The organism is Telluria sp. LT2P80 (genome assembly GCF_059685955.1).
The window spans coordinates 61,034-79,549 of record NZ_JCASIO010000001.1; the positions used below are offsets into that span (position 1 = coordinate 61,034).

Here is an 18,516-nt window from a genome sequence, read left to right on the forward strand (position 1 = left end):
CGGTGGCTGCTTTTTGCCGTCAAGAATCTAACATGGAAGTAAACAGATCGACAACATCGGTGTTGCCGTGCGGCGTAAGTACCGCGCTACCGACAACGAACGTCCGTCAATCCGTATAGCCGCGCGCCGCCGTCAACATCCGGTCCTTGAAGACGCTCTCGCCGCAGTAACACAGCAGCGCGGCCGCGATGCAGGCCAGCACCTTCCAGCCCAGCAGCAGGCTGCCGATGCACACGACGGCCGCGCCGATGGTCAGCCGGATCGCGAAGGTGCGCCGGGTCATGCCGAAGACGAAACGGCTGCGCGGTCGCGTGTGCAGGAACACGACGAACATCAGCCAGTAGCCAATCGCATAGACGAAATACAGCAGCGCACCGATACCGAGCGCGAAGCCGACACCGGGCACGCGAAAAGCCAGCAGCCCGCCAAGGCCAAGGGCCAGCCAGTACAACATGAGGTTCCGGTACTGCACATGCTCTCCCGATCGATCGACAGCGGCATCTTACAATACCGGCACCATTCATCCGACGAGGCGACACACCCATGCAGGCATTGCGCGACAAGCTGGAACACCGGCAGATCGCCATCTACTTCGGCGCCGTTGCGATGGCCACCATCGTGGCGGGCTTGACGCCGGCAACCTCCAGGCTGGCCGCCGTCGTCAATCCGGCCCTGGCCTTCATGCTGTTCGTGACCTTTCTGCAGGTGCCGCTGGCCCAACTTGGCCGCGCCTTCACGCACCTGCGCTTTCTGGCCGCGCTCCTGGTCACCAACTTTCTCGTGATTCCCCTGCTGGTCGCGTGCCTGCTGCCGCTGACGCCGCCCGATCCCTTGATCCGGCTCGGCGTCCTGCTCGTGCTGCTCGCGCCCTGCATCGACTACGTGGTCACGTTCTCGCACCTGGGCCGCGCCGATGCGCGCGCCCTGCTGGCCGCAACGCCCGTGCTGCTGGTGGCGCAGATGGCGCTGCTGCCGGTCTACCTGCGCATCCTGCTGGGCGACGCTGCCGCCTCTCTGATCCAGCCGGCGCCATTCATCGACGCCTTCCTCTGGCTGATCGCCGCGCCGCTGGTGCTGGCGGGCGCCGTGCAGTATTGGGCAGCGCGCACGCGCACCGGTGCGCGGGCCGCCGCGGCGCTTGGCGTGCTGCCGGTGCCGGCCACGGCGCTCGTGCTGTTCGTCGTGGTGGCGTCCGTGCTGCCGCAGCTGGCCCAGGCGCGCGCTGCCGCGCTGGCCGTCATCCCCGTCTACCTCGCCTTTGCGGTGCTGGCACCACTGGCCGGCTGGCTCGTCGCGCGGCTGTGCCGGCTGACAGCGCCCGCCGCGCGCGCCGTCGCCTTCAGCGGCGCCACCCGCAACTCGCTCGTGATCCTGCCGCTGGCGCTGGCCGTGCCGGGCACGCTGCCGCTGCTGCCGGCGATCATCGTGACGCAGACGCTGGTCGAACTGATCGCCGAACTGGTCTACGTGCGCGCCATCGCACGCCTGGGCGCCGGCGACGCCGACTGACGCTTGGGCCAGCGCAGAGCATGGTGCGGCGTCTTGGCGTGACCTGCCCGGCATCAAGGATGATCCATCGGTGCACGGTCATGATGTTTCCATATGGAAATCAATGGAGACTGCCGTGGAAACCCTTCTTGAGGTCGCACCGGAGGCGCCCCCGACGACGCCCAGCAAGGCCTGCACCCTGGACGCGAACCTGCCCCTGTGGAATCCGCGCGCGGCGACGTATCTGGGCCTGCTGCTCTCGCCTGCCTTCAGTGCCTATATCCACATGTGCAACTGGGATACGCTGGGCGAAGACGACCAGTCTCTGGAAGCGCGGGCCTGGTGCTGCATGTTGCTCGGTTACTTCGTCACGTTCGGCGTCCTGCTTGGCGTGAGCGACATCGTCGGACGCAACCTGGCGCCGCCCGTCTCGGCGACGATCGGCCTGCTGGCCGGTTGGCATGTCTGGGGCGGCCGCGCCCAGGAGCGCTATGTCGCGGTCATCACGGGCGGTGCCTACACGCGTCGCCCGTGGTATGGCGTCATCCTGGCGGCGCTGGGCGTGCTGGCGGTGCTGGTCGTAATGGTGGCGGTCGTGGTGCGCGTCGTGCGGGACTGACCCGACGCCTAGATCGTGCGCGAGAAGCGCGGCCCACCGGCCTGCTGGCCAAGGTAGCGATCGAACACCATGCACAGGTTGCGGATCAACAGGCGCCCCTTGGGCGTGACGCTGATCCACGCGTCGTCCACCTGCACCAGGCCATCGGCCTGCATCTCGCGCAGCGCCGCCAGTTCGGCCGCGAAGTAGTCGGCGAACACGATCGGAAACGCCTGTTCGATGGCGGCGACCGACAACTCGAACTGGCACATCAGCTTCTGGATGATCGCGCGGCGCAGCAGGTCGTCCATGCCCAGACGGATGCCGCGCTGGAGCGGCAGCGCGCCGGCATCGATCAGCGCGTAGTAGTCCTCGAGCGTCTTGGCGTTCTGGCTGTAGGTCGCACCCACGGCGCCGATGCTCGACACGCCGCACGCGACCAGGTCGGCGTCGGCATGGGTGGAATAGCCCTGGAAGTTGCGGTGCAGCCGGCCCTGGCGCTGGGCCACGGCAAGGTCATCGCCCGGCTTGGCGAAATGGTCCATCCCGATATACACATAACCGGCCGCACCCAGGCGCTCGATGCACAACTGGAGCATGCCGAGCTTGGTGTCGGCGCTCGGCATGTCGGCCTCCAGGATGCGCCGCTGCGGCTTGAACAGGTGCGGCATGTGGGCATAGTGGTAGACCGAGATACGGTCCGGGCTGGCCTGGATGACCTTGTCGAGCGTCTGCGCCATGCTGACCAGCGTCTGCTTCGGCAAGCCGTAGATCAGGTCGATGCTCACCGAGCGGAAACCGGCGGCGCGCGCGGCGTCGATGATGGCCACGGTCTCGGCTTCGGGCTGGACGCGGTTCACGGCGCGCTGCACGTCCGGATCGAAATCCTGCACGCCCAGGCTGATGCGATTGAACCCCTGCTGACGCAGGCTGTGCACCCGCTCGGGCGACACGGTACGCGGATCCACCTCGATCCCGTACTCACCAAGGGCATCCGGCGCGAAACGGAAGCTGGCCTGCAGATGCGCCATCAGGTCGTCCATTTCGGCATCGAGCAGAAAGGTCGGCGTACCGCCACCGAAGTGCAGTTGTTCGACCTCGTTCATGCCGGCAAACAGCTGGCTCTGCATCGTGATCTCGCGCTTGAGGTAATCGAGGTAGGTGGCGGCGCGCTCGTGTTTGCGCGTCACGATCTTGTTGCAGGCGCAGTAATAGCAGACCGTGTCGCAAAACGGGATGTGCACATACAGCGACAGCGGACGCCCGCCGCGCTGGCGCCGCGCTGCCACAGCGGCGAGATAGTCGCCGGGGCCGAAGTCGACGCCGAAGCGATCGGCAGTAGGGTACGAGGTATAGCGCGGCCCCGACTTGCCCAGGCGGGCCAGCAGGGCGCCATCGAAGCGGGCGGCAGGAAAGACGATGGCGGAACGTACCGCAGGAGGGATTTCGGCGTGACCCGGCATGATGAACAACTCCAGCAAAAGATTTCAGCAAACTGCGGCAATGACCGCGTTGCAGGAAGCAACGCGGCGCCAACAGCGATCAGCTTATTGATCCATGCCGAATGAATCCATGCGGTGCATCAAACGCGGCCAAGTCGGCATTAGCCGCCCTCCCCGTGCTCCGGAATTTGAAGACCGACAGCGCCAGGGACAGGCGCGCCGCCTCATCGGCGACGTTGCCCGAGGCTGCAGCGGATTCCTCAACCTGGGCCGCATTGCGCCGCGTGATCGCATCGAGTTCGACCATGGCCGCATTCACGCCGTCGATTTCCAGCGCCTGCTCGCGGCTCGCGGCTGTGATCGCACTCATGATCGCAGCCGCATCGGCCACCTTGCCGACCACGTCGCGCATCGTCTGGCCGGCGGCGCCCACCAGCTGCCCGCCCTGGGCCACATGCGCCCGTGACGCTTCGATCAGTCCCGTGATTTCACGGGCGGCGCCGGCCGTGCGCTGGGCCAGGCTGCGCACCTCGCCGGCCACGACCGCAAATCCCCGGCCCTGCTCGCCGGCACGGGCCGCTTCCACGGCGGCATTCAGCGCCAGCAGATTGGTCTGGAATGCGATGCCGTCGATCAGGCCGATGATGTCGCCGATCCGGTTTGACGAGGCGCTAATTTCCTCCATCGTCGCGCCGACCCGCTCGACGGCCTGGCCACCGTGCCCGGCGACGGTGGTGGCGGCCAGCACCATGCCATCGGCGCGCACGGCGCTGTCCGTGTTGCGGTTTGCCGCCTCGGCAATATTGCCCAGGCTGCCCGCGGTCTGCTCCAGGCTCGCGGCCTGCGCTTCGGTACGGCTGGCCAGGTCGGCATTGCCGGCAGCGATCGCCCGTGTGGCGTGCTCGATCGAGCTGACGTTGTCGCGCACGTCGCCGATGACCGCCGTCAGGTTGACGGTCAACTGGCGCAGCGCCAGTTGCAGGCGGCCCATCTCGCCACTGCCGGCCGCCGGCGTGGGCGCCGGGTGCGCCAGGTCGCCGCCGGCCAGCGCGTGAACGGTGGCGATCGCGTCGTGCAGCGGTCGCACGATGCTGCGTTGCAGCCCGTACCAGGCCGTTAGCGTCGCCAGCGCGCCCACGCCGGCGGCCGCGCGCCAGACGCCGTCCCCGGCCGCCAGGCCCAGCGCCGCCAGCAGCAGCGCTTGACCGCCCATCAGCCAGCCGAGCCGCTGACCGAGCGGCGCATCGCGCAGCAGACGCAGCAGACGCTCCAGCCCCAGACCGGTACGCACGACGCGCCCCCGCACGATGGCCAGTCCGCGCGCCTCGTTATCCGTGAACTTGCGGTACAGCGCGCCGGCCGTCTCGACCTGTTCGCGCGTGGGCGCAGTGCGCACCGACATATAGCCCGTTATCTGGCCGTGCTCGCGGATCGGCGCCACATTGGCCACGACCCAGTAGAAGTCGCCATTCTTGCGGCGGTTCTTGACCAGGCCAGTCCACGGCTCACCGCCCTGCAACGTGCGCCACATGTCGGCGAATGCCTCGGGCGGCATGGCCGGATGGCGCACCAGATTGTGGGCTTTGCCCAGGAGCTCGGCTTCGGAAAAACCGCTGACCTCGACAAAGCTCGGGTTCACATAGGTGATGCGGCCCTTGGTATCCGTTTTCGAGACGATAGACTGCCCCGGTTGCAACCGGTATTCGGTCGTGGTGACGGGCTGGTTGTGACGCACTGCGCTCTCCTTGAAATTGCCTTAATGCAAGTTTTGGATTGTACGGACAACTTTCCTAAAAAAATTTGATCTGGATCAAAAATGGCCAGGTCACTTCCCTGTAGCGCGTGCGTCATCCGTAGCAGGGGTCAGGGTGTTGCTTTTCAGGATAAACTTTGCAAATGGATAATCTGACCCACTCCCTCGTCGGCCTGGCCCTCGGCGAACTCGTCGACCGCGCCCTGCCTGCCCACCCCGATCCGCAGCGCGGGCGCACCCGTCGCCGCGTCCTGCTGGCCACCGGCGCGCTGGCCAGCAATTTCCCTGACCTGGATCTGGTGCTCACGCCGCTGCTGGCCCCGCCGCTGGGCTATCTGCTGCACCACCGGGGGCACACGCACACGCTGCTGTTCGCGCTGCCGCAGATCGCCCTGCTGCTGGGCCTGATGTGGCTGCTGTGGCCGGGTGCGCGGCGGCTCATGCAGGGCGACCGGACGGCGCGCACCGCGATCCTTGCGACGGCCGCGCTCGGCATGGTGCTGCACCTGTCATTCGATTTTTTGAACGTGTACGGGTTGCACCCGTTCTATCCGCTCGATGCGCGCTGGCTGTATGGCGACATCGTGTTCATCGTCGAACCCGTGTTCTGGACCGCACTGGGCGTGGCGCTGGCGCTGCAGGTGCCGGGCCGCGTGCTGCGCCCGCTGCTCACCGGCCTGATGCTGGCCGCGCCGGTGCTGTTTTTCACGATGGGCTTCCTGCAGTGGGGCTCGCTGCTTGGGCTGATGCTGCTGGCCGGCGTCGTCGTGCTGGCCTCGCGCCGGGCCGGCACCGCAGGCCTCGTCACGGCGATCGTCGTCTGCATGGGCTTCATCGCCATCCAGGGGGTGGCCGGGCATCTGGCGCGCGAACAGATCCGCAGCGCCCTGGCCCAGGTAGAACCCGGCAGCCGCGTGCTCGACATGCCATTGTCGGCGTTCCCGTCCAACCCGCTGTGCTGGTCGTTCGCGACCGTGACCGACAATGGCGGCGCCGGCAGTTATGCGATCCGCCTTGGCGTGCTGAGCCTGGCGCCGGGCGTGACCGGCGTGGACGCCTGCCCCGCGCGCTTCGGCGGCATGCCGGGCAGCGCGCCTGCCGATTTCGCCTGGAAGTATCGCGAAGGCGGCAGCCTGGCCGGCTTGCGCGGCCTGCAGCGCGACAATTGCCAGTTCGACGCCTGGCTGCGCTTCGCGCGCGTGCCATCGCTGATCGACGGCGCGGCTACCGACATCCGCTTTTCTGCGCCCGGCGAAGACAATTTCTCGACGCTGCCGTACGGCGCGATGGCCAGCCTGCCATGTCCGGCGCCCGTGCCCCAGTGGGGACGGCCGCGGGGCGACCTGCTGGGCGAGGGGCAGGTTCGCCCCTGACCTTCCAGCCGGGCCGGTCAGCAGTGCGCGCCTGAACACGGGAAAGGCGCGACACTGCTCCCGTCTACCCACATAACAAGGAAACAACAATGACGACCGAACTGATCCTGCTGGCCTGGACCCTCGTGCTGGCGCTGCTCCAGATCATGCTGACGGCTAACTTGCGCACCGCCGAGACCGGTATCCAGTACAACGCCAGCGCCCGCGACGGCGAAGCCCCGCCACCGCGGGCCGTCACGGCGCGCCTGCAACGCGCGCAGGCCAATCTGTTCGAGACGCTGCCGCTGTTCATCGGCGCGGTCCTGATCGCACACGTGTCGGGCAGCGAAGGCGACCTGACGCTGTGGGGCTGCTGGATGTATCTGATCGCGCGCATCGTCTACATCCCGCTGTATGCGGCCGGGATTCCCTACGTGCGCTCGCTGGTATGGCTCGTGTCGCTGGCCGGCCTGGTCATGGTACTGGCCGCTGTGCTGACTGCTTGACCTGCATCAAACGCGCGCCTGACATGGGCGCGCGCCGGGCGTATGCTTTTCGTGTCGTGCAGCGTTGCACGCCCCATACGAACGGAGTCAACCATGTTCAAGACCATCCTGGTGCAGATCGACGGCGGTGCGGGCCAGGCCAGCCGGTTGCGCGCGGCGGCAGTGCTGGCCGAGATGCACGGCGCCCACCTCGTCGGCGCCGGCGCCACCGGCATTTCGCTGGCCAACTATGCGGTGCTCAATGGCGGCATGGCCGTGCCACTGTCCGACCGCGCATTCGAGGCGCTGCGCGACGACGTCCGCATCCGGCTTGACGCGTTCATCGAGCAGGCGCAGCGCCTTGGCATCGTCGGCGCCGAGGCGCGCCTGTTCGAGGGCAGCACGCACGACGGCCTGCTGCTGCAGTCGCGCTATGCCGACCTGATTGTCGTCAGCCAGCCAGACCCCAACGATCGTTTCGGCGTCGAACACGCCCTGCCGCAGACCCTGGCACTGGGTGGTACACGTCCCGTACTGGTGGTGCCCCCCGCCTACGACGGCGCGCCGATCGCCGGCAACGTGCTGGTTGGCTGGGATGGCTCGATGCCGGCCCAGCGCGCCATCTGCGCCGCCCTGCCCCTGCTCGCGGGTGCCGGCAGCGTCACGCTCGGGCTGATCAACCCCGAACGCCAGTCCGAGCTGCACGGCGACGAACCGGGTGCGGATATGGCGCTGTACCTGGCGCGTCACGGCGTGAAGGTCAATGTCGCCGTCGCGCATACCCGTGCACGGGAGAGCGACGCGCTGATCGACATGGCGGGCGAAGTCCACGCAGGCCTGATGGTAACGGGCGCCTTTGGCCACAGCCGCTACCGCGAATGGTTCCTGGGCGGCGTCACGCGCGACCTGCTCGGCAGCGCGCCGGTGCCGCTGCTGATTGCGCACTGATCGCGCACTGATCACACCATGGGCTTTCGCCATTCTCCGGGCGGTGGGGCGGGCGCCATCGGCGCTGCCATGCGCCACGCCAGGCGCCGCCTGTGCGTGCGCCTGGCGTGTGCGCTCGATCCTGCCCGCACGCCAGATGCCGATTTCGTGCGCGAGTTTACCGTGCTCGTGGCCCTGGTCGAAGCAAGATTCCGGCACGAAGAAACGGTCATGGAGTTGCTCGACTATCACCGCCGGCACGATCATCTGGCCGACAACGCCGTCGTTCTGGCGGCGCTGCACCGCGCCTTGCCGCTGATCGAAGAAGGCGACATCGCGCTCGGGCGGCGCCTCATTGCGGCGCTGCTCGACCTGCTGTCGCTGCATCGCATTTCCACCGACCTCGCGCTGGTGACGATGCCTGGCGCGCCCCCAGGCCGCCAGGGCAGCCACCTGGCGGGCGCACTGAAGCGGCGCGACTACTTCAAGCCATCGCGCTGACGCCGGATCACCTTGCCCGCCACCATGAACGTGCCATCGCCCTTGTAATGCAGCGTTTCCGGATGCCGCGGCCGCGCCGCCGCGCGCGCCGCTACCACTTCCCAGATGAAAAAATCGTAGCGTTCAACCAGACTGTCGTCATGCAGCCGGCACTCGAACTGGGCATGGCATTCACGGATGGATGGCGCCGCTACCAGCGCGCTGGGTTCCGGTGTCAGGCCGAACGCCGCGAACTTGTCGATGTCGGCACCGGACGTCGAGCCCACGCCCAGCACCGCCTCGAGCTGGCTGCTGGTCGGCAGGTTGATCACGCATTCGCCGCTGGCGCGGATCAGGCCATGACTGTGGTTGGCGGACGAGATCACGCAGCCGATTAGTGACGGCGAAAATTCCATCACCGTGTGCCAGCCCATCACCATCACGTCGCGCTCGCCCGCGTGGGCGGACGTGACCAGCACCACCGGTCCCGGCTCCAGAAAACGGCGGACCTCGTGCAGCGGCAGATCGGGCTTGCGCGCCATCCTATGCTTCGCGCGCAGCGCGCATTTCTTCGGCCAGCAGCGTCACCAGCTGCGCCGCCGGCATCGGGCGCGCCAGCGCATACGCCTGCCCGGCCCAGTTGACCGAATAGTCATCGAGCCCCTTGCTGCTGGCGGCCGCATGCAGCGCCTTGGCGGCGTCGTAGGCGATCGGATAATCGGGCACCGGCGGATGCCCGGGCGTGTCGATTTCGTTGACAAAGTGATTGATGATGCCGCGCGCCGGCCGGCCTGAAATCGTCGCGGTGACGGCTGTGCCAAGATCCGGTTGCGTCAACAGCGCGCGATAATGCGTTGACGTCTGCGCCTCCGGGCAGGCCAGGAAGGCCGTCCCCATCTGCGCGCCACTCGCGCCCAGGCGCAGGCTGGCAGCAATGCCCTGCCCGTCCATGATGCCGCCGGCCGCGACCACCGGAATCCGCACGGCCTTGGCCAGCAGGCGCACCAGCGCGAACGTGCCGAGCGCCGGGTCGGGCACGGCCGGATCGAAGATGCCGCGATGCCCGCCCGCCTCGTAGCCTTGTGCGACGACGATGTCGATGCCGGCCGCCTCGATGGCACGCGCTTCGACCGGGTTGGTGGCGGTGGCCATCAGCACGCAGCCGGCGTCGTGCAGCGTGTCGATCTGCTGCGCGGTCGGCACGCCGAAATGAAAGCTGACCACGGCCGGGCGCGTGCGCACCAGCACCTCGAGCATGTCGGGGTCGTCCAGGAAGCTGCGGTAGATTTCGCGCAGCGCATCCGGCGGGGCCTGGCCCGTGCGCGCGAAGTGCGGCGCCAGGTGCTCGAGCCAGCGCGCCTCGCGCGCCGCATCGGGCTGCGCCGGCGCGTGCGTGAAGAAGTTGACGTTGAACGGGCCGCCCGTCAACCCCTGCAGCGCCGTGATCGCGCTTTCCGCCAGCGCTGGCGTGACGTGACCCAGCGCGAGCGACCCGAGGCCGCCGGCGTCAGTCACGGCCGCCGCAAGTTGCGGGGTGCCGAAGACCGCCATCGGCGCCTGGATGATCGGATGGCGGATGCCGAGCAGCGTCGTCAAGGTGTTCACGGGCACTCCATGGGTGGTTGGATTGGCCACCAGTATAGTGCGTCGCCCGGCGCGCTGCCCTAGCGCGGAATCGACAGCGCCAGCGTCTCCTTCAGTTCTTCCATCACCACATAGCTTTTCGACTGGCCCGCATCGGCCACGTGCAGGATCTCGCCCAGCAGGCGCCGGTACTCGGACATCTCGGGGATGCGCGCCTTGATCAGATAATCGAAGTCGCCCGATACCAGATGGCATTCGAGCACCTCGGGAATGGCCAGCATCGCGCGCCGGAAGCGCTCGAAGGCCTTGTCCGATTTCTGGTGCAGGTTGATTTCGACGAACACCAGGATCTGCATGCCCAGCGCCTGCGGATTGACGCGCGCGTAGTAGCCCATGATCACGCCGTCGCGTTCCATGCGCTTGACGCGCTCGATGCAGGGCGTCAGCGACAGCCCGACCTGCTCGGCCAGGTCCTTCATGACGATCCGTGCATCCTGCTGCAGCACCGACAGGATATGCAGGTCGATGCGGTCGAGGATGCGGTTCGAGGCCTTTTGTACGCGCATGGGCAAACTCCGTAATTTTTTCTGAAAACTGCCGTATTAACAGAAACAATTATCAGGCTTCTGGCGGTACGATGGCAAGCTTTACCAAATCCTGATTCTTTTCGAGGAAATTATGCGTGTCATCGTATTGGGCAGCGGCGTGGTCGGCGTCACCACCGCGTATTACCTGGCCCTGGCCGGGCATGAAGTCACCGTGATCGACCGCCAGCCCGGTCCCGCCCTCGAAACCAGTTTCGCCAATGCCGGCCAGATTTCGCCCGGCTACGCCTCGCCGTGGGCCGCGCCCGGCATTCCGCTGAAAGCCGCCAAATGGCTGTTCCAGCGCCACGCGCCGCTGTCGATCAAGCCCGACGGCACGCTGTTCCAGCTGCAGTGGATGTGGGAGATGTACCGCAACTGCGACCCGGCGCGCTACGCCGTCAACAAGGAACGCATGGTGCGCCTGGCCGAATACAGCCGCGACTGCATGCGCCAGCTGCGGCGCGACACCGGCATTGCCTACGAAGGCCGCCAGCAAGGCACCGTGCAGCTGTTCCGCACGCAGCAGCAATTCGACAGCGCCGCCAAGGACATCGATGTGCTGCGCGACGCTGGCGTCGCGTACGAAGTGCTGCAAGGTGCGCAACTGGCTGCAGCCGAACCGGCGCTGGCGAATGTCTCGCACAAGCTGGTGGGCGGCCTGCGCCTGCCAAACGATGAAACGGGCGACTGCCAGCTGTTCACCACCCGCCTGACCGCCATGGCGCGCGACCTGGGCGTGCGCTTCGAGTTCGACACCACGGTGCGCCGCCTGGAGCAGGCCGGCGGCGAGATCGCCGGCATCGTCACCGACAAGGGCGTGTTCACCGCCGATCAGTACGTGCTGGCCACGGGCAGCCACACGCGCGCCCTGCTGCAGCGCTGGTTCCCGGTGCCGGTGTACCCGATGAAGGGGTACTCGCTGACCGTACCGATCATCGACGCGGCGCGCGCGCCCGTCTCGACCATCCTCGACGAAACCTACAAGATCGCCGTGACACGCTTTGACGACCGCATCCGCGTGGGCGGCATGGCCGAGCTGTCGGGCTTCAACCTGGACCTCAATCCGCGCCGCCGCGAAACGCTCGAACTGGTGGTCAACGACCTGTTCCCCGGCGCCGGCGACACCGCCCAGGCCAGTTTCTGGACCGGCCTGCGCCCGATGACGCCGGACAGCACGCCGATCGTCGGCGCCACGCCGCTGCGCAACCTGTTCCTCAATACGGGCCACGGCACGCTGGGCTGGACGATGGCGGCCGGTTCGGCCATGGTCATCGCCGATCTGGTGGGCGGCAAGACGCCGGCGATCCGCGCCGACGACCTGGCCGTGTTCCGCTACGCCGGTGCGCGCGATGTCTCTCCTGATGCCGAACTGGCACGGGCGTAATCCGATGACGTCCGCAGCACGCGCAGGCGCGTACCTGACCGTCGACCTGCACGCGGTGCGGGCCAACTACCGACATCTCCGCGCGCTTGGCGGCGGCGTCGAATGCGGCGCCGTGCTCAAGGCCGATGCCTATGGTTTGGGCATGGCGCCGGTGGCCGCCGCGCTGGTGGCCGAAGGCTGCCGCACGTTCTTCACGGCGCACCTGGACGAAGGCATCCGCCTGCGCACGCTGCTGCCGGCCGGGACCACCATCTATGTGATGCACGGTGCGATGCCGGGCGCCGCGCGCGACTGCCTGGCGCACGACCTGGTGCCGGTGCTGAACGATCCGGGCCAGCTCGCAGAGTGGCGCGCGCTGGCCCGGGAAACCGGCCGCGTGCTGCCGGCCGCGCTGCAGTTCGACACGGGCATGGCGCGCATGGGCCTGGCGGGCGCGGACGTCGAGCGCCTGCGCCAGGACCCGGCCTGGCTGGATGGCCTGCGCCCGCAACTGGTCATGAGCCACCTGGCCTGCGCCGACGAAGCCCAGCACCCGCTCAATGTGCACCAGCGCCAGCGTTTCGATGCCGTGCGCGCGCTGCTTCCCGGCGTGCCGGGCAGCCTGGCCAATTCGTCCGGCGTGTTTCTTGGCCCGGCCTTTCACCATGACCTGCTGCGCCCGGGCGCGGCGCTGTACGGCATCCATCCGCAGCCAGGTGGCGTCAATCCGCTGGCGCAGGCGGTGTCACTCGCTGCGCGCGTGGTGCAGCTGCGCAGCATCGACGCGGGCGACATCGTCGGCTACGGCGCGCGCTACGTGGCGCCCGGCCCGCGCCGCATCGCGACCATCGCGATCGGTTACGCCGACGGCTGGCTGCGCGCGCTGAGCGGCCGCTCGTATGCGTACGTCGACGGCGTTGCCGTGCCCTTCGTCGGCACCGTGTCGATGGACAGCATCACGCTCGACGTGACCGGCGTGCCGGACGAGCGCATTGCGCCGGGCCAGAGCGTCGGCCTGCTGTGCGCGCAGCAGACAGTGGACGATGTGGCGGCGCAGGCCGGCACGATCGGGTATGAGGTGCTCACGCGCCTGGGCAGCCGTTTCCACCGAAACTACGCAGGCGCGTAATTCTTCACCGGTTACACTATTCGCCCGGCGACCCGCCGTATCCTGGTGAAGAGGTAACCCTTGTTTGAAATCAGCCAGCTGCGCTGCTTCGTCGCGGTCGCCGAAGAGCTGCACTTCAGCCGCGCAGCCGAGCGCCTGAACATGACGCAGCCGCCCCTGAGCCGCCAGATCCGGCTGCTCGAACACAGCGTGGGCGTGGCCCTGCTCGAGCGCACCAGCCGCTCGGTCACGCTGACCGCCGCCGGCGCGGCCTTCCTGCCTGAAGCGACCCGGATCCTGCGCCTCGCGCAGGAAGCGGCGGTCAAGGCGCGCCGCACCGCCAGCGGCGAACAGGGTTCGCTGACGATCGGCTTCAGCGCCGCATCGGGTTACAGCCTGTTGCCGGCCGTCGTGCGCGGCATCCGCCAGGCCTGTCCCGAGGTCGCCCTCAATCTCAAGGAACTGGTCAGCACGGCGCAGGTCGAAGCGCTGAACGCCGGTGAAATCGACCTTGGCCTGATGCGTCCCCACACCATCAACAGTGAACTGGAAAGCATCCTGATGGTGACCGAATCGCTGATGCTGGCGATCCAGGAAAGCGACGCCCACCTGTGGCCCGAGGCACCCACCCTGGCCTGCTTTCACGGCAAGCCGTTCGTCATGTATTCGCCCTACGAGGCGCGCCCGTTCTACCAGATGCTGAGCGAACGGTTTGCAAAGGCCGGCGTGGTACCGGACATCGTCGAGCACATCGGCCAGGTTCACACGATGCTGGCCCTGGTCGGCGCCGGCATGGGCGCGGCCCTGATCGCCGAAGGTGCGGCCCGGCTGAAGTTCGAAGGCATCGTCCTGCGCAAGGTGGCCACCGACCCGGTGCACCTGGTGGCCACCTACCGGCGCGACAACGACAATCCCGTGCTGGCACTGCTCAAGCAGCAGGTACTGGCGTCGTTCCATCCTGCCTGACGCCGGCATTGATTCAATTCCTGTATTGGTGGCGACAGCCTTTGGATTGATTCGGCATTGATCTCCGCTCTATGATGGACCCAGCCCCGGGCAAGCGACTGCCGAAGGCTGCGTACGGATCACATAAGGTCCGACCACATAACAAAGGAGACAGTCTTGAAAACAGCAGCAGCGCTTGTCCTGTTACTGGGTGCCGGCACGGCCCATGCCCAAACGTCGGTCGCGTTCTACGGTCTGGTGGACGCCGCCATCGTCGTCGAGGATGGCGGTACCGCCGGCCGCGTCACCAAGGTCACCAGCGGCGCCGCCGCCGCTTCGCGCTTCGGCCTGCGCGGCGTGGAGGAACTGGGCGACGGCATGGCCGCCTACTTCACGCTCGAAGGCGGTACCAAGATCGACACCGGCGAAATCGATGCTGCCGGCACGATCTTCAACCGCCAGGCGTTCGTCGGCTTGCGCACCAAGTTGGGCTCGGTAGCGCTCGGACGCCAGTACACGCCGTATCACACGGCGATGGTCTCGATCGTCGACCCGTTCAACACCGGCTATGCGGGCAGCGCCAAGAGCCTGTTTCCCCACAACGGCACCAATATCCGCACCAGCAACACCATCACCTACGCCACGCCAAAGAAGAACGGCTTCGACGGCGAACTGGCCTACAGCGTGGGCGAGCAAAGCCGCTCGGCCGCGGGGCGCCAGTTCGGCGGCGCGATTGGCTACGCGGCCGGTCCGCTGGCCGTGCGCCTCGTCTACAACCACAAGAACACTGACGTCGCGGCCAATGGCGCCGCACCTAGAGTGGACCGGTCGATCGGCCGTAACATCCTGCTCGCAGCCTCGTACAACGCCGGCTGGATCAAGCTGCACTCGGGCATCAGCAGCGACAAGGGCGACAACGCCGCGCCTTTGAACAACCCCAACAACCCGTACGGCGGGACGCGGCCGACACCATCGACGGACGGGCGCAGCTACCTGCTCGGCATCTCGGCCCCGGTCATGGGCGGCACGCTGCTGGCGTCGGTCCTGCACAAGGATGACCGCACCCGTTTCAATCAGGATGCCAATGCCTGGGGCATCGGCTACCTGTACGCACTGTCCAAGCGCACCGGCCTGTACGCCGCCTACGGCCACGTCGACAACCGCAATGGCGCCGGCTACACGGTGGCGAACAATACCGAATCGGGCAGCGGCGACACCGCCTACAACCTGGGCGTGCGCCACAGCTTCTGAGTTCTGACACCACAATAACGAGGAGACACAATGACGATTCGTACCAAGGTTTCATCCCTGTTCATTGGACTGGCAATTCTAGGTAACGTGCAGGCGGCAGGTTTTCCGGACAAGGCGATCAATGTCGTCGTGCCGTTCCCGGCGGGCGGCTCCACCGACGCCATCGCCCGCGCGATCGGTCCGAAGGTCAGCGCCAAACTGGGCCAGCCGTGGGTGGTCGACAACCGCCCGGGCGCCACCGGCGCGCTGGGCGGTGGCTACGTCAAGCGCGCGGCGCCCGATGGCTACACATTGATGGTCGCCTCCATCGGCGTGTATTCGGTCAACCCGCTGCTGCAAAAGACGCTGCCCTACGATCCGTCGAAGGACTTCGACCTGCTGACCGTGGCCGTGCAGGCCCCGAACGTGCTGGTGACGAATGCCACCGTGCCGGCCACCACGGTCGCGGACTTCGTCGCCTACCTGAAGAAAAATCCGGACAAGATCACGTTTGCCACGTCCGGCGCTGGCAGCTCGGACCACCTGACGACGGCGCTGTTCTGGCAAAAGACCGGCACCTCGGGCCTGCACGTGCCGTACAAGGGCGGCGCACCCGCGATCACCGACCTGCTGGGCGGCCATGCCAATGCATCCTTCCAGAACATCAACGTCGTGCTCAGCCACATCAAGGCCGGTAAACTCAAGGCCCTGGCCGTCACGGGCAGCAAGCGCTCGGCGGTGCTGCCGAACGTGCCGACGCTCGGCGAAGCCGGCGTCAGGGAAGTCGACGTCTATTCGTGGCAGGGCATCGCGGCGCCAAAAGGCTTGCCGAAGGATGTGAAGGCCACGCTGCACGCGACGATCACGGGCGCGCTGCACGATCCGCAGATTGCCGCCAAACTGACCGAACAGGGTTTCGAGGTTGTCGCCTCGACGCCTGAGCAATTCGCCAAGTTCCAGGCGCAGGAGCTGGCCCGCTGGCGCGAGGTGATCACCAACGGCAAGATCACGCTGGACTGACGCCAGACCCATTCAACACTTTTTTCAAGCAGCCCATCATGTCCCCTACTTCGGCAAATGCCCCCGTCATCACCAGCCTGCGCGTCGTCCCTGTCGCGGGCCAGGACAGCATGCTCCTGAACCTGAGCGGCGCGCACGGCCCCTGGTTCACCCGCAATATCGTGATCCTGACCGACAGCGCCGGCAATACCGGCCTGGGCGAAGTGCCCGGCGGCGAAAAGATCCGCCAGACCATCGAGGACGCTGGCCCGTTCGTCATCGGCGCCACGCTGGGCGACTACAACAAGGTGCTGAACGCGATGCGCAGCGCGTTTGCCGACCGCGATGCTGGCGGCCGCGGCCTGCAGACGTTCGATCTGCGCACGACCATTCACGCCGTCACGGCCGTCGAATCGGCGATGCTCGACCTGCTCGGCCAGTTCATGGGTGTGCCGGTGGCGGCGCTGCTGGGCGAAGGGCAGCAGCGCACGGCGGTCGAGATGCTGGGCTACCTGTTCTACGTGGGCGACAGCGGCAAGACGCCGCTGGGCTACCGCAGCGAGGCCGATGCGGTCGATCCGTGGCTGCGCCTGCGCAACGAGCAGGCCCTCACGCCGGAGGCCATCGTGCGCCTGGCCGAAGCGGCGCGCGCGCGCTACGGCTTCAATGACTTCAAGCTCAAGGGCGGCGTGCTGGGCGCCGATGAAGAGATGGAGGCGATCGTTGCCCTGCACGAGCGCTTCCCGCAGGCGCGCGTGACGCTCGACCCGAATGGCGGCTGGCTGCTGGCCGACGCCATCCGCGTCTGCCGCGACAAGCACGACATCCTGGCCTACGCCGAAGACCCGTGCGGCGCCGAGAACGGGTACTCGGGCCGCGAAGTGATGGCCGAGTTCCGCCGCGCCACGGGCCTGCGCACGGCCACCAACATGATTGCGACCGACTGGCGCCAGATGGCCCATGCAATCCAGCTGCAGTCGGTCGACATCCCGCTGGCCGACCCGCACTTCTGGACCATGCAGGGCTCGGTGCGGGTGGCCCAGTTGTGCGAGATGTTTGGCCTGACCTGGGGCTCGCACTCGAACAACCACTTCGACATCTCGCTCGCGATGTTCACGCACGTGGGCGCCGCCGCGCCGGGGCGCGTCACGGCCATCGACACCCACTGGATCTGGCAGGATGGCCAGCACCTGACCAAAGAGCCGCTGCGCATTGAGGGCGGCATGGTGCAGGTGCCGGCGCGCCCGGGCCTGGGTATCGAGCTCGATGCCGACAAGCTCGAAGCAGCGCACCAGGCCTACAAGAATCTCGGCCTGGGTGCACGCGACGATGCAGTCGCGATGCAGTATCTGATCCGCGACTGGCAGTTCGACAACAAGCGCCCGTGCCTGCTGCGCTGATCAGAACAACTCGCCATTGACGGGTACCGGCGCCGCGGTCGGCGCTGCGCGCCTGGGCGCCAGCGGTGCCGGCCACGCCGTCATCGCCTCGGCCGGAAAATGGCGCAGGAAGCTGTGCGCCACATCGAGGTCGCGGCTGCCCAGCCAGTCGCGTACCTCGTCGTCGCCCAGCAGCACGAGCGAGCGCTTTTCGTCGCCCGGCCGGTGCATGCGGCGCATCAAGGGATGCGTGTCGGCGTTGATCGTGATCTGGGTAAAGGCACTAGTCATGCTGCCGTCCGCTTCCTGCCACTCGCGCCACAGCCCGGCCACCCAGAACAGCGATTTGTCGCGCATGCCGATCGCCGTGCGTTCGGCGCGGCCGCTTTCGTAGCAGGGTTCGTAAAACCACAGCATCGGCACCGCGCACAGTTGCAGGCGACGCCAGGCCGACGCAAACGAACGGCGCGCAACGAGCGATTCGGCGCGCGCGTTCATCGTGTCGAACGGTTTCACGTCAGGCGGAATGTGGCGGCGCGGGACCATGCCGTAGCTCGCCACGCGCGCCTGCGGCGCGAGCCCGGGCGCGGCGCACAGGATCGGCGCATCGTAATCCTTCCACGTTTCTTCGGGCCATTGCCAGTCGCGCGGCAACTGGCTGAACGCGCCGATGCGGCCGTTGAACATCTCCGGGGTCGGGGGGCGGTAATTCACGCACATGGCTGTACTCCAAAAATATTTCTTATCGGTAATGATGCGTCACTGCTCAGCGGTCCAAGTGTAAAATACCAGCGTC

General features: G+C 67.2%; 19 protein-coding genes. 12 read left to right on the forward strand and 7 right to left on the reverse strand.

Annotation, left to right across the window (positions count from 1 at the left end; genetic code table 11):
* Nucleotides 1–106: 106 nt before the first annotated feature.
* Entirely contained in the window at nt 107–454 is a 348-nt protein-coding gene (locus tag AC56LW_RS00235) for a hypothetical protein (protein WP_499630470.1), read from the reverse strand.
* An 89-nt stretch (nt 455–543) separates the two neighbouring features.
* Here AC56LW_RS00235 and AC56LW_RS00240 point away from each other — a divergent pair, with 89 nt between their 5' ends.
* Together AC56LW_RS00240 and AC56LW_RS00245 are read left to right on the forward strand one after the other, a co-directional pair.
* A complete protein-coding gene (locus AC56LW_RS00240) occupies nt 544–1,509 on the forward strand; it encodes an arsenic resistance protein (RefSeq protein WP_499630473.1) in 966 nt (321 codons plus the stop codon).
* Nucleotides 1,510–1,624: 115 nt separating this feature from the next.
* Nucleotides 1,625–2,107: a hypothetical protein gene (locus AC56LW_RS00245; protein WP_499630476.1), complete on the forward strand. Its 483-nt coding sequence runs from the start codon at nt 1,625–1,627 to the stop codon at nt 2,105–2,107.
* Between the two features lie 8 nt (nt 2,108–2,115).
* Here AC56LW_RS00245 and hemN read toward each other — a convergent pair whose 3' ends face one another.
* Nucleotides 2,116–3,549 (reverse strand): oxygen-independent coproporphyrinogen III oxidase, encoded by a 1,434-nt coding sequence (gene hemN / locus AC56LW_RS00250; protein WP_499630479.1) that lies wholly within the window; start codon nt 3,547–3,549, stop codon nt 2,116–2,118.
* 79 nt (nt 3,550–3,628) lie between these two features.
* A complete protein-coding gene (locus tag AC56LW_RS00255) occupies nt 3,629–5,263 on the reverse strand; it encodes a methyl-accepting chemotaxis protein (RefSeq protein WP_499630482.1) in 1,635 nt (544 codons plus the stop codon).
* Nucleotides 5,264–5,424: 161 nt separating this feature from the next.
* Between AC56LW_RS00255 and AC56LW_RS00260 the strand changes: the two genes are divergently transcribed.
* The 4 genes from AC56LW_RS00260 (at nt 5,425) to AC56LW_RS00275 (ending at nt 8,546) form a co-directional block, all read left to right on the forward strand.
* On the forward strand, nt 5,425–6,654 hold the full coding sequence (locus AC56LW_RS00260; protein WP_499630485.1) for a metal-dependent hydrolase: 1,230 nt from the start codon (nt 5,425–5,427) through the stop codon (nt 6,652–6,654).
* 89 nt (nt 6,655–6,743) lie between these two features.
* Nucleotides 6,744–7,139, forward strand: coding sequence for an MAPEG family protein (locus AC56LW_RS00265; protein ID WP_499630488.1), 396 nt, complete (start codon nt 6,744–6,746; stop codon nt 7,137–7,139).
* 93 nt (nt 7,140–7,232) lie between these two features.
* The gene (locus AC56LW_RS00270; protein ID WP_499630491.1) at nt 7,233–8,066 is read left to right on the forward strand and encodes a universal stress protein; all 834 of its coding nucleotides are present in this window, start codon (nt 7,233–7,235) and stop codon (nt 8,064–8,066) included.
* A gap of 18 nt (nt 8,067–8,084) precedes the next feature.
* Nucleotides 8,085–8,546 carry a hypothetical protein gene (locus AC56LW_RS00275; protein ID WP_499630494.1) on the forward strand — a complete coding sequence of 154 codons (462 nt, stop codon included), beginning with the start codon at nt 8,085–8,087 and terminating at the stop codon, nt 8,544–8,546.
* Here the strand turns inward: AC56LW_RS00275 and AC56LW_RS00280 are convergent.
* Genes AC56LW_RS00280 through AC56LW_RS00290 form a run of 3 tightly spaced genes read right to left on the reverse strand, consistent with a single transcriptional unit; the run spans nt 8,525 to nt 10,675 of the window.
* Nucleotides 8,525–9,067 (reverse strand): flavin reductase family protein, encoded by a 543-nt coding sequence (locus AC56LW_RS00280; RefSeq protein ID WP_499630497.1) that lies wholly within the window; start codon nt 9,065–9,067, stop codon nt 8,525–8,527. The two genes, AC56LW_RS00275 and AC56LW_RS00280, sit on opposite strands and share 22 nt — an antisense overlap.
* 1 nt (nt 9,068) lies before the next feature.
* Entirely contained in the window at nt 9,069–10,130 is a 1,062-nt protein-coding gene (locus AC56LW_RS00285) for an NAD(P)H-dependent flavin oxidoreductase (protein WP_499630500.1), read from the reverse strand.
* 59 nt (nt 10,131–10,189) lie between these two features.
* A complete protein-coding gene (locus tag AC56LW_RS00290) occupies nt 10,190–10,675 on the reverse strand; it encodes an Lrp/AsnC ligand binding domain-containing protein (RefSeq protein ID WP_183553235.1) in 486 nt (161 codons plus the stop codon).
* 112 nt (nt 10,676–10,787) lie between these two features.
* Between AC56LW_RS00290 and AC56LW_RS00295 the strand changes: the two genes are divergently transcribed.
* The 6 genes from AC56LW_RS00295 to gudD all read left to right on the forward strand — a co-directional run bounded on the left by AC56LW_RS00295 (nt 10,788) and on the right by gudD (nt 17,741).
* On the forward strand, nt 10,788–12,080 hold the full coding sequence (locus tag AC56LW_RS00295) for a D-amino acid dehydrogenase (RefSeq protein ID WP_499630503.1): 1,293 nt from the start codon (nt 10,788–10,790) through the stop codon (nt 12,078–12,080).
* On the forward strand, nt 12,046–13,188 hold the full coding sequence (gene alr / locus AC56LW_RS00300) for an alanine racemase (protein WP_499630506.1): 1,143 nt from the start codon (nt 12,046–12,048) through the stop codon (nt 13,186–13,188). The genes AC56LW_RS00295 and alr overlap by 35 nt, the downstream gene beginning before the upstream one ends.
* A 60-nt stretch (nt 13,189–13,248) precedes the next feature.
* On the forward strand, nt 13,249–14,133 hold the full coding sequence (locus AC56LW_RS00305; RefSeq protein WP_499630509.1) for a LysR substrate-binding domain-containing protein: 885 nt from the start codon (nt 13,249–13,251) through the stop codon (nt 14,131–14,133).
* A gap of 156 nt (nt 14,134–14,289) precedes the next feature.
* Nucleotides 14,290–15,363 (forward strand): porin, encoded by a 1,074-nt coding sequence (locus AC56LW_RS00310; RefSeq protein ID WP_499630511.1) that lies wholly within the window; start codon nt 14,290–14,292, stop codon nt 15,361–15,363.
* A 30-nt stretch (nt 15,364–15,393) separates the two neighbouring features.
* The gene (locus AC56LW_RS00315) at nt 15,394–16,362 is read left to right on the forward strand and encodes a Bug family tripartite tricarboxylate transporter substrate binding protein (RefSeq protein ID WP_499630514.1); all 969 of its coding nucleotides are present in this window, start codon (nt 15,394–15,396) and stop codon (nt 16,360–16,362) included.
* A gap of 38 nt (nt 16,363–16,400) precedes the next feature.
* Nucleotides 16,401–17,741, forward strand: coding sequence for a glucarate dehydratase (gene gudD, locus AC56LW_RS00320; protein WP_499630517.1), 1,341 nt, complete (start codon nt 16,401–16,403; stop codon nt 17,739–17,741).
* Here the strand turns inward: gudD and AC56LW_RS00325 are convergent, their stop codons facing one another.
* Complete coding sequence (locus AC56LW_RS00325) at nt 17,742–18,440, reverse strand: SOS response-associated peptidase family protein (protein WP_499630520.1); 699 nt, start codon at nt 18,438–18,440, stop codon at nt 17,742–17,744.
* Nucleotides 18,441–18,516 lie beyond the last annotated feature (76 nt).

Coding starts and splice junctions, on each gene's coding strand:
- AC56LW_RS00235 (WP_499630470.1), bottom strand. CDS start 454: ATGTTGTACTGGCTGGCCCTTGGCCTTGGCGGGCTGCTGGCTTTTCGC.
- AC56LW_RS00240 (WP_499630473.1), top strand. CDS start 544: ATGCAGGCATTGCGCGACAAGCTGGAACACCGGCAGATCGCCATCTAC.
- hemN (WP_499630479.1), bottom strand. CDS start 3,549: ATGCCGGGTCACGCCGAAATCCCTCCTGCGGTACGTTCCGCCATCGTC.
- AC56LW_RS00260 (WP_499630485.1), top strand. CDS start 5,425: ATGGATAATCTGACCCACTCCCTCGTCGGCCTGGCCCTCGGCGAACTC.
- AC56LW_RS00265 (WP_499630488.1), top strand. CDS start 6,744: ATGACGACCGAACTGATCCTGCTGGCCTGGACCCTCGTGCTGGCGCTG.
- AC56LW_RS00270 (WP_499630491.1), top strand. CDS start 7,233: ATGTTCAAGACCATCCTGGTGCAGATCGACGGCGGTGCGGGCCAGGCC.
- AC56LW_RS00275 (WP_499630494.1), top strand. CDS start 8,085: ATGGGCTTTCGCCATTCTCCGGGCGGTGGGGCGGGCGCCATCGGCGCT.
- AC56LW_RS00280 (WP_499630497.1), bottom strand. CDS start 9,067: ATGGCGCGCAAGCCCGATCTGCCGCTGCACGAGGTCCGCCGTTTTCTG.
- AC56LW_RS00290 (WP_183553235.1), bottom strand. CDS start 10,675: ATGCGCGTACAAAAGGCCTCGAACCGCATCCTCGACCGCATCGACCTG.
- AC56LW_RS00295 (WP_499630503.1), top strand. CDS start 10,788: ATGCGTGTCATCGTATTGGGCAGCGGCGTGGTCGGCGTCACCACCGCG.
- alr (WP_499630506.1), top strand. CDS start 12,046: ATGTCTCTCCTGATGCCGAACTGGCACGGGCGTAATCCGATGACGTCC.
- AC56LW_RS00315 (WP_499630514.1), top strand. CDS start 15,394: ATGACGATTCGTACCAAGGTTTCATCCCTGTTCATTGGACTGGCAATT.
- gudD (WP_499630517.1), top strand. CDS start 16,401: ATGTCCCCTACTTCGGCAAATGCCCCCGTCATCACCAGCCTGCGCGTC.
- AC56LW_RS00325 (WP_499630520.1), bottom strand. CDS start 18,440: ATGTGCGTGAATTACCGCCCCCCGACCCCGGAGATGTTCAACGGCCGC.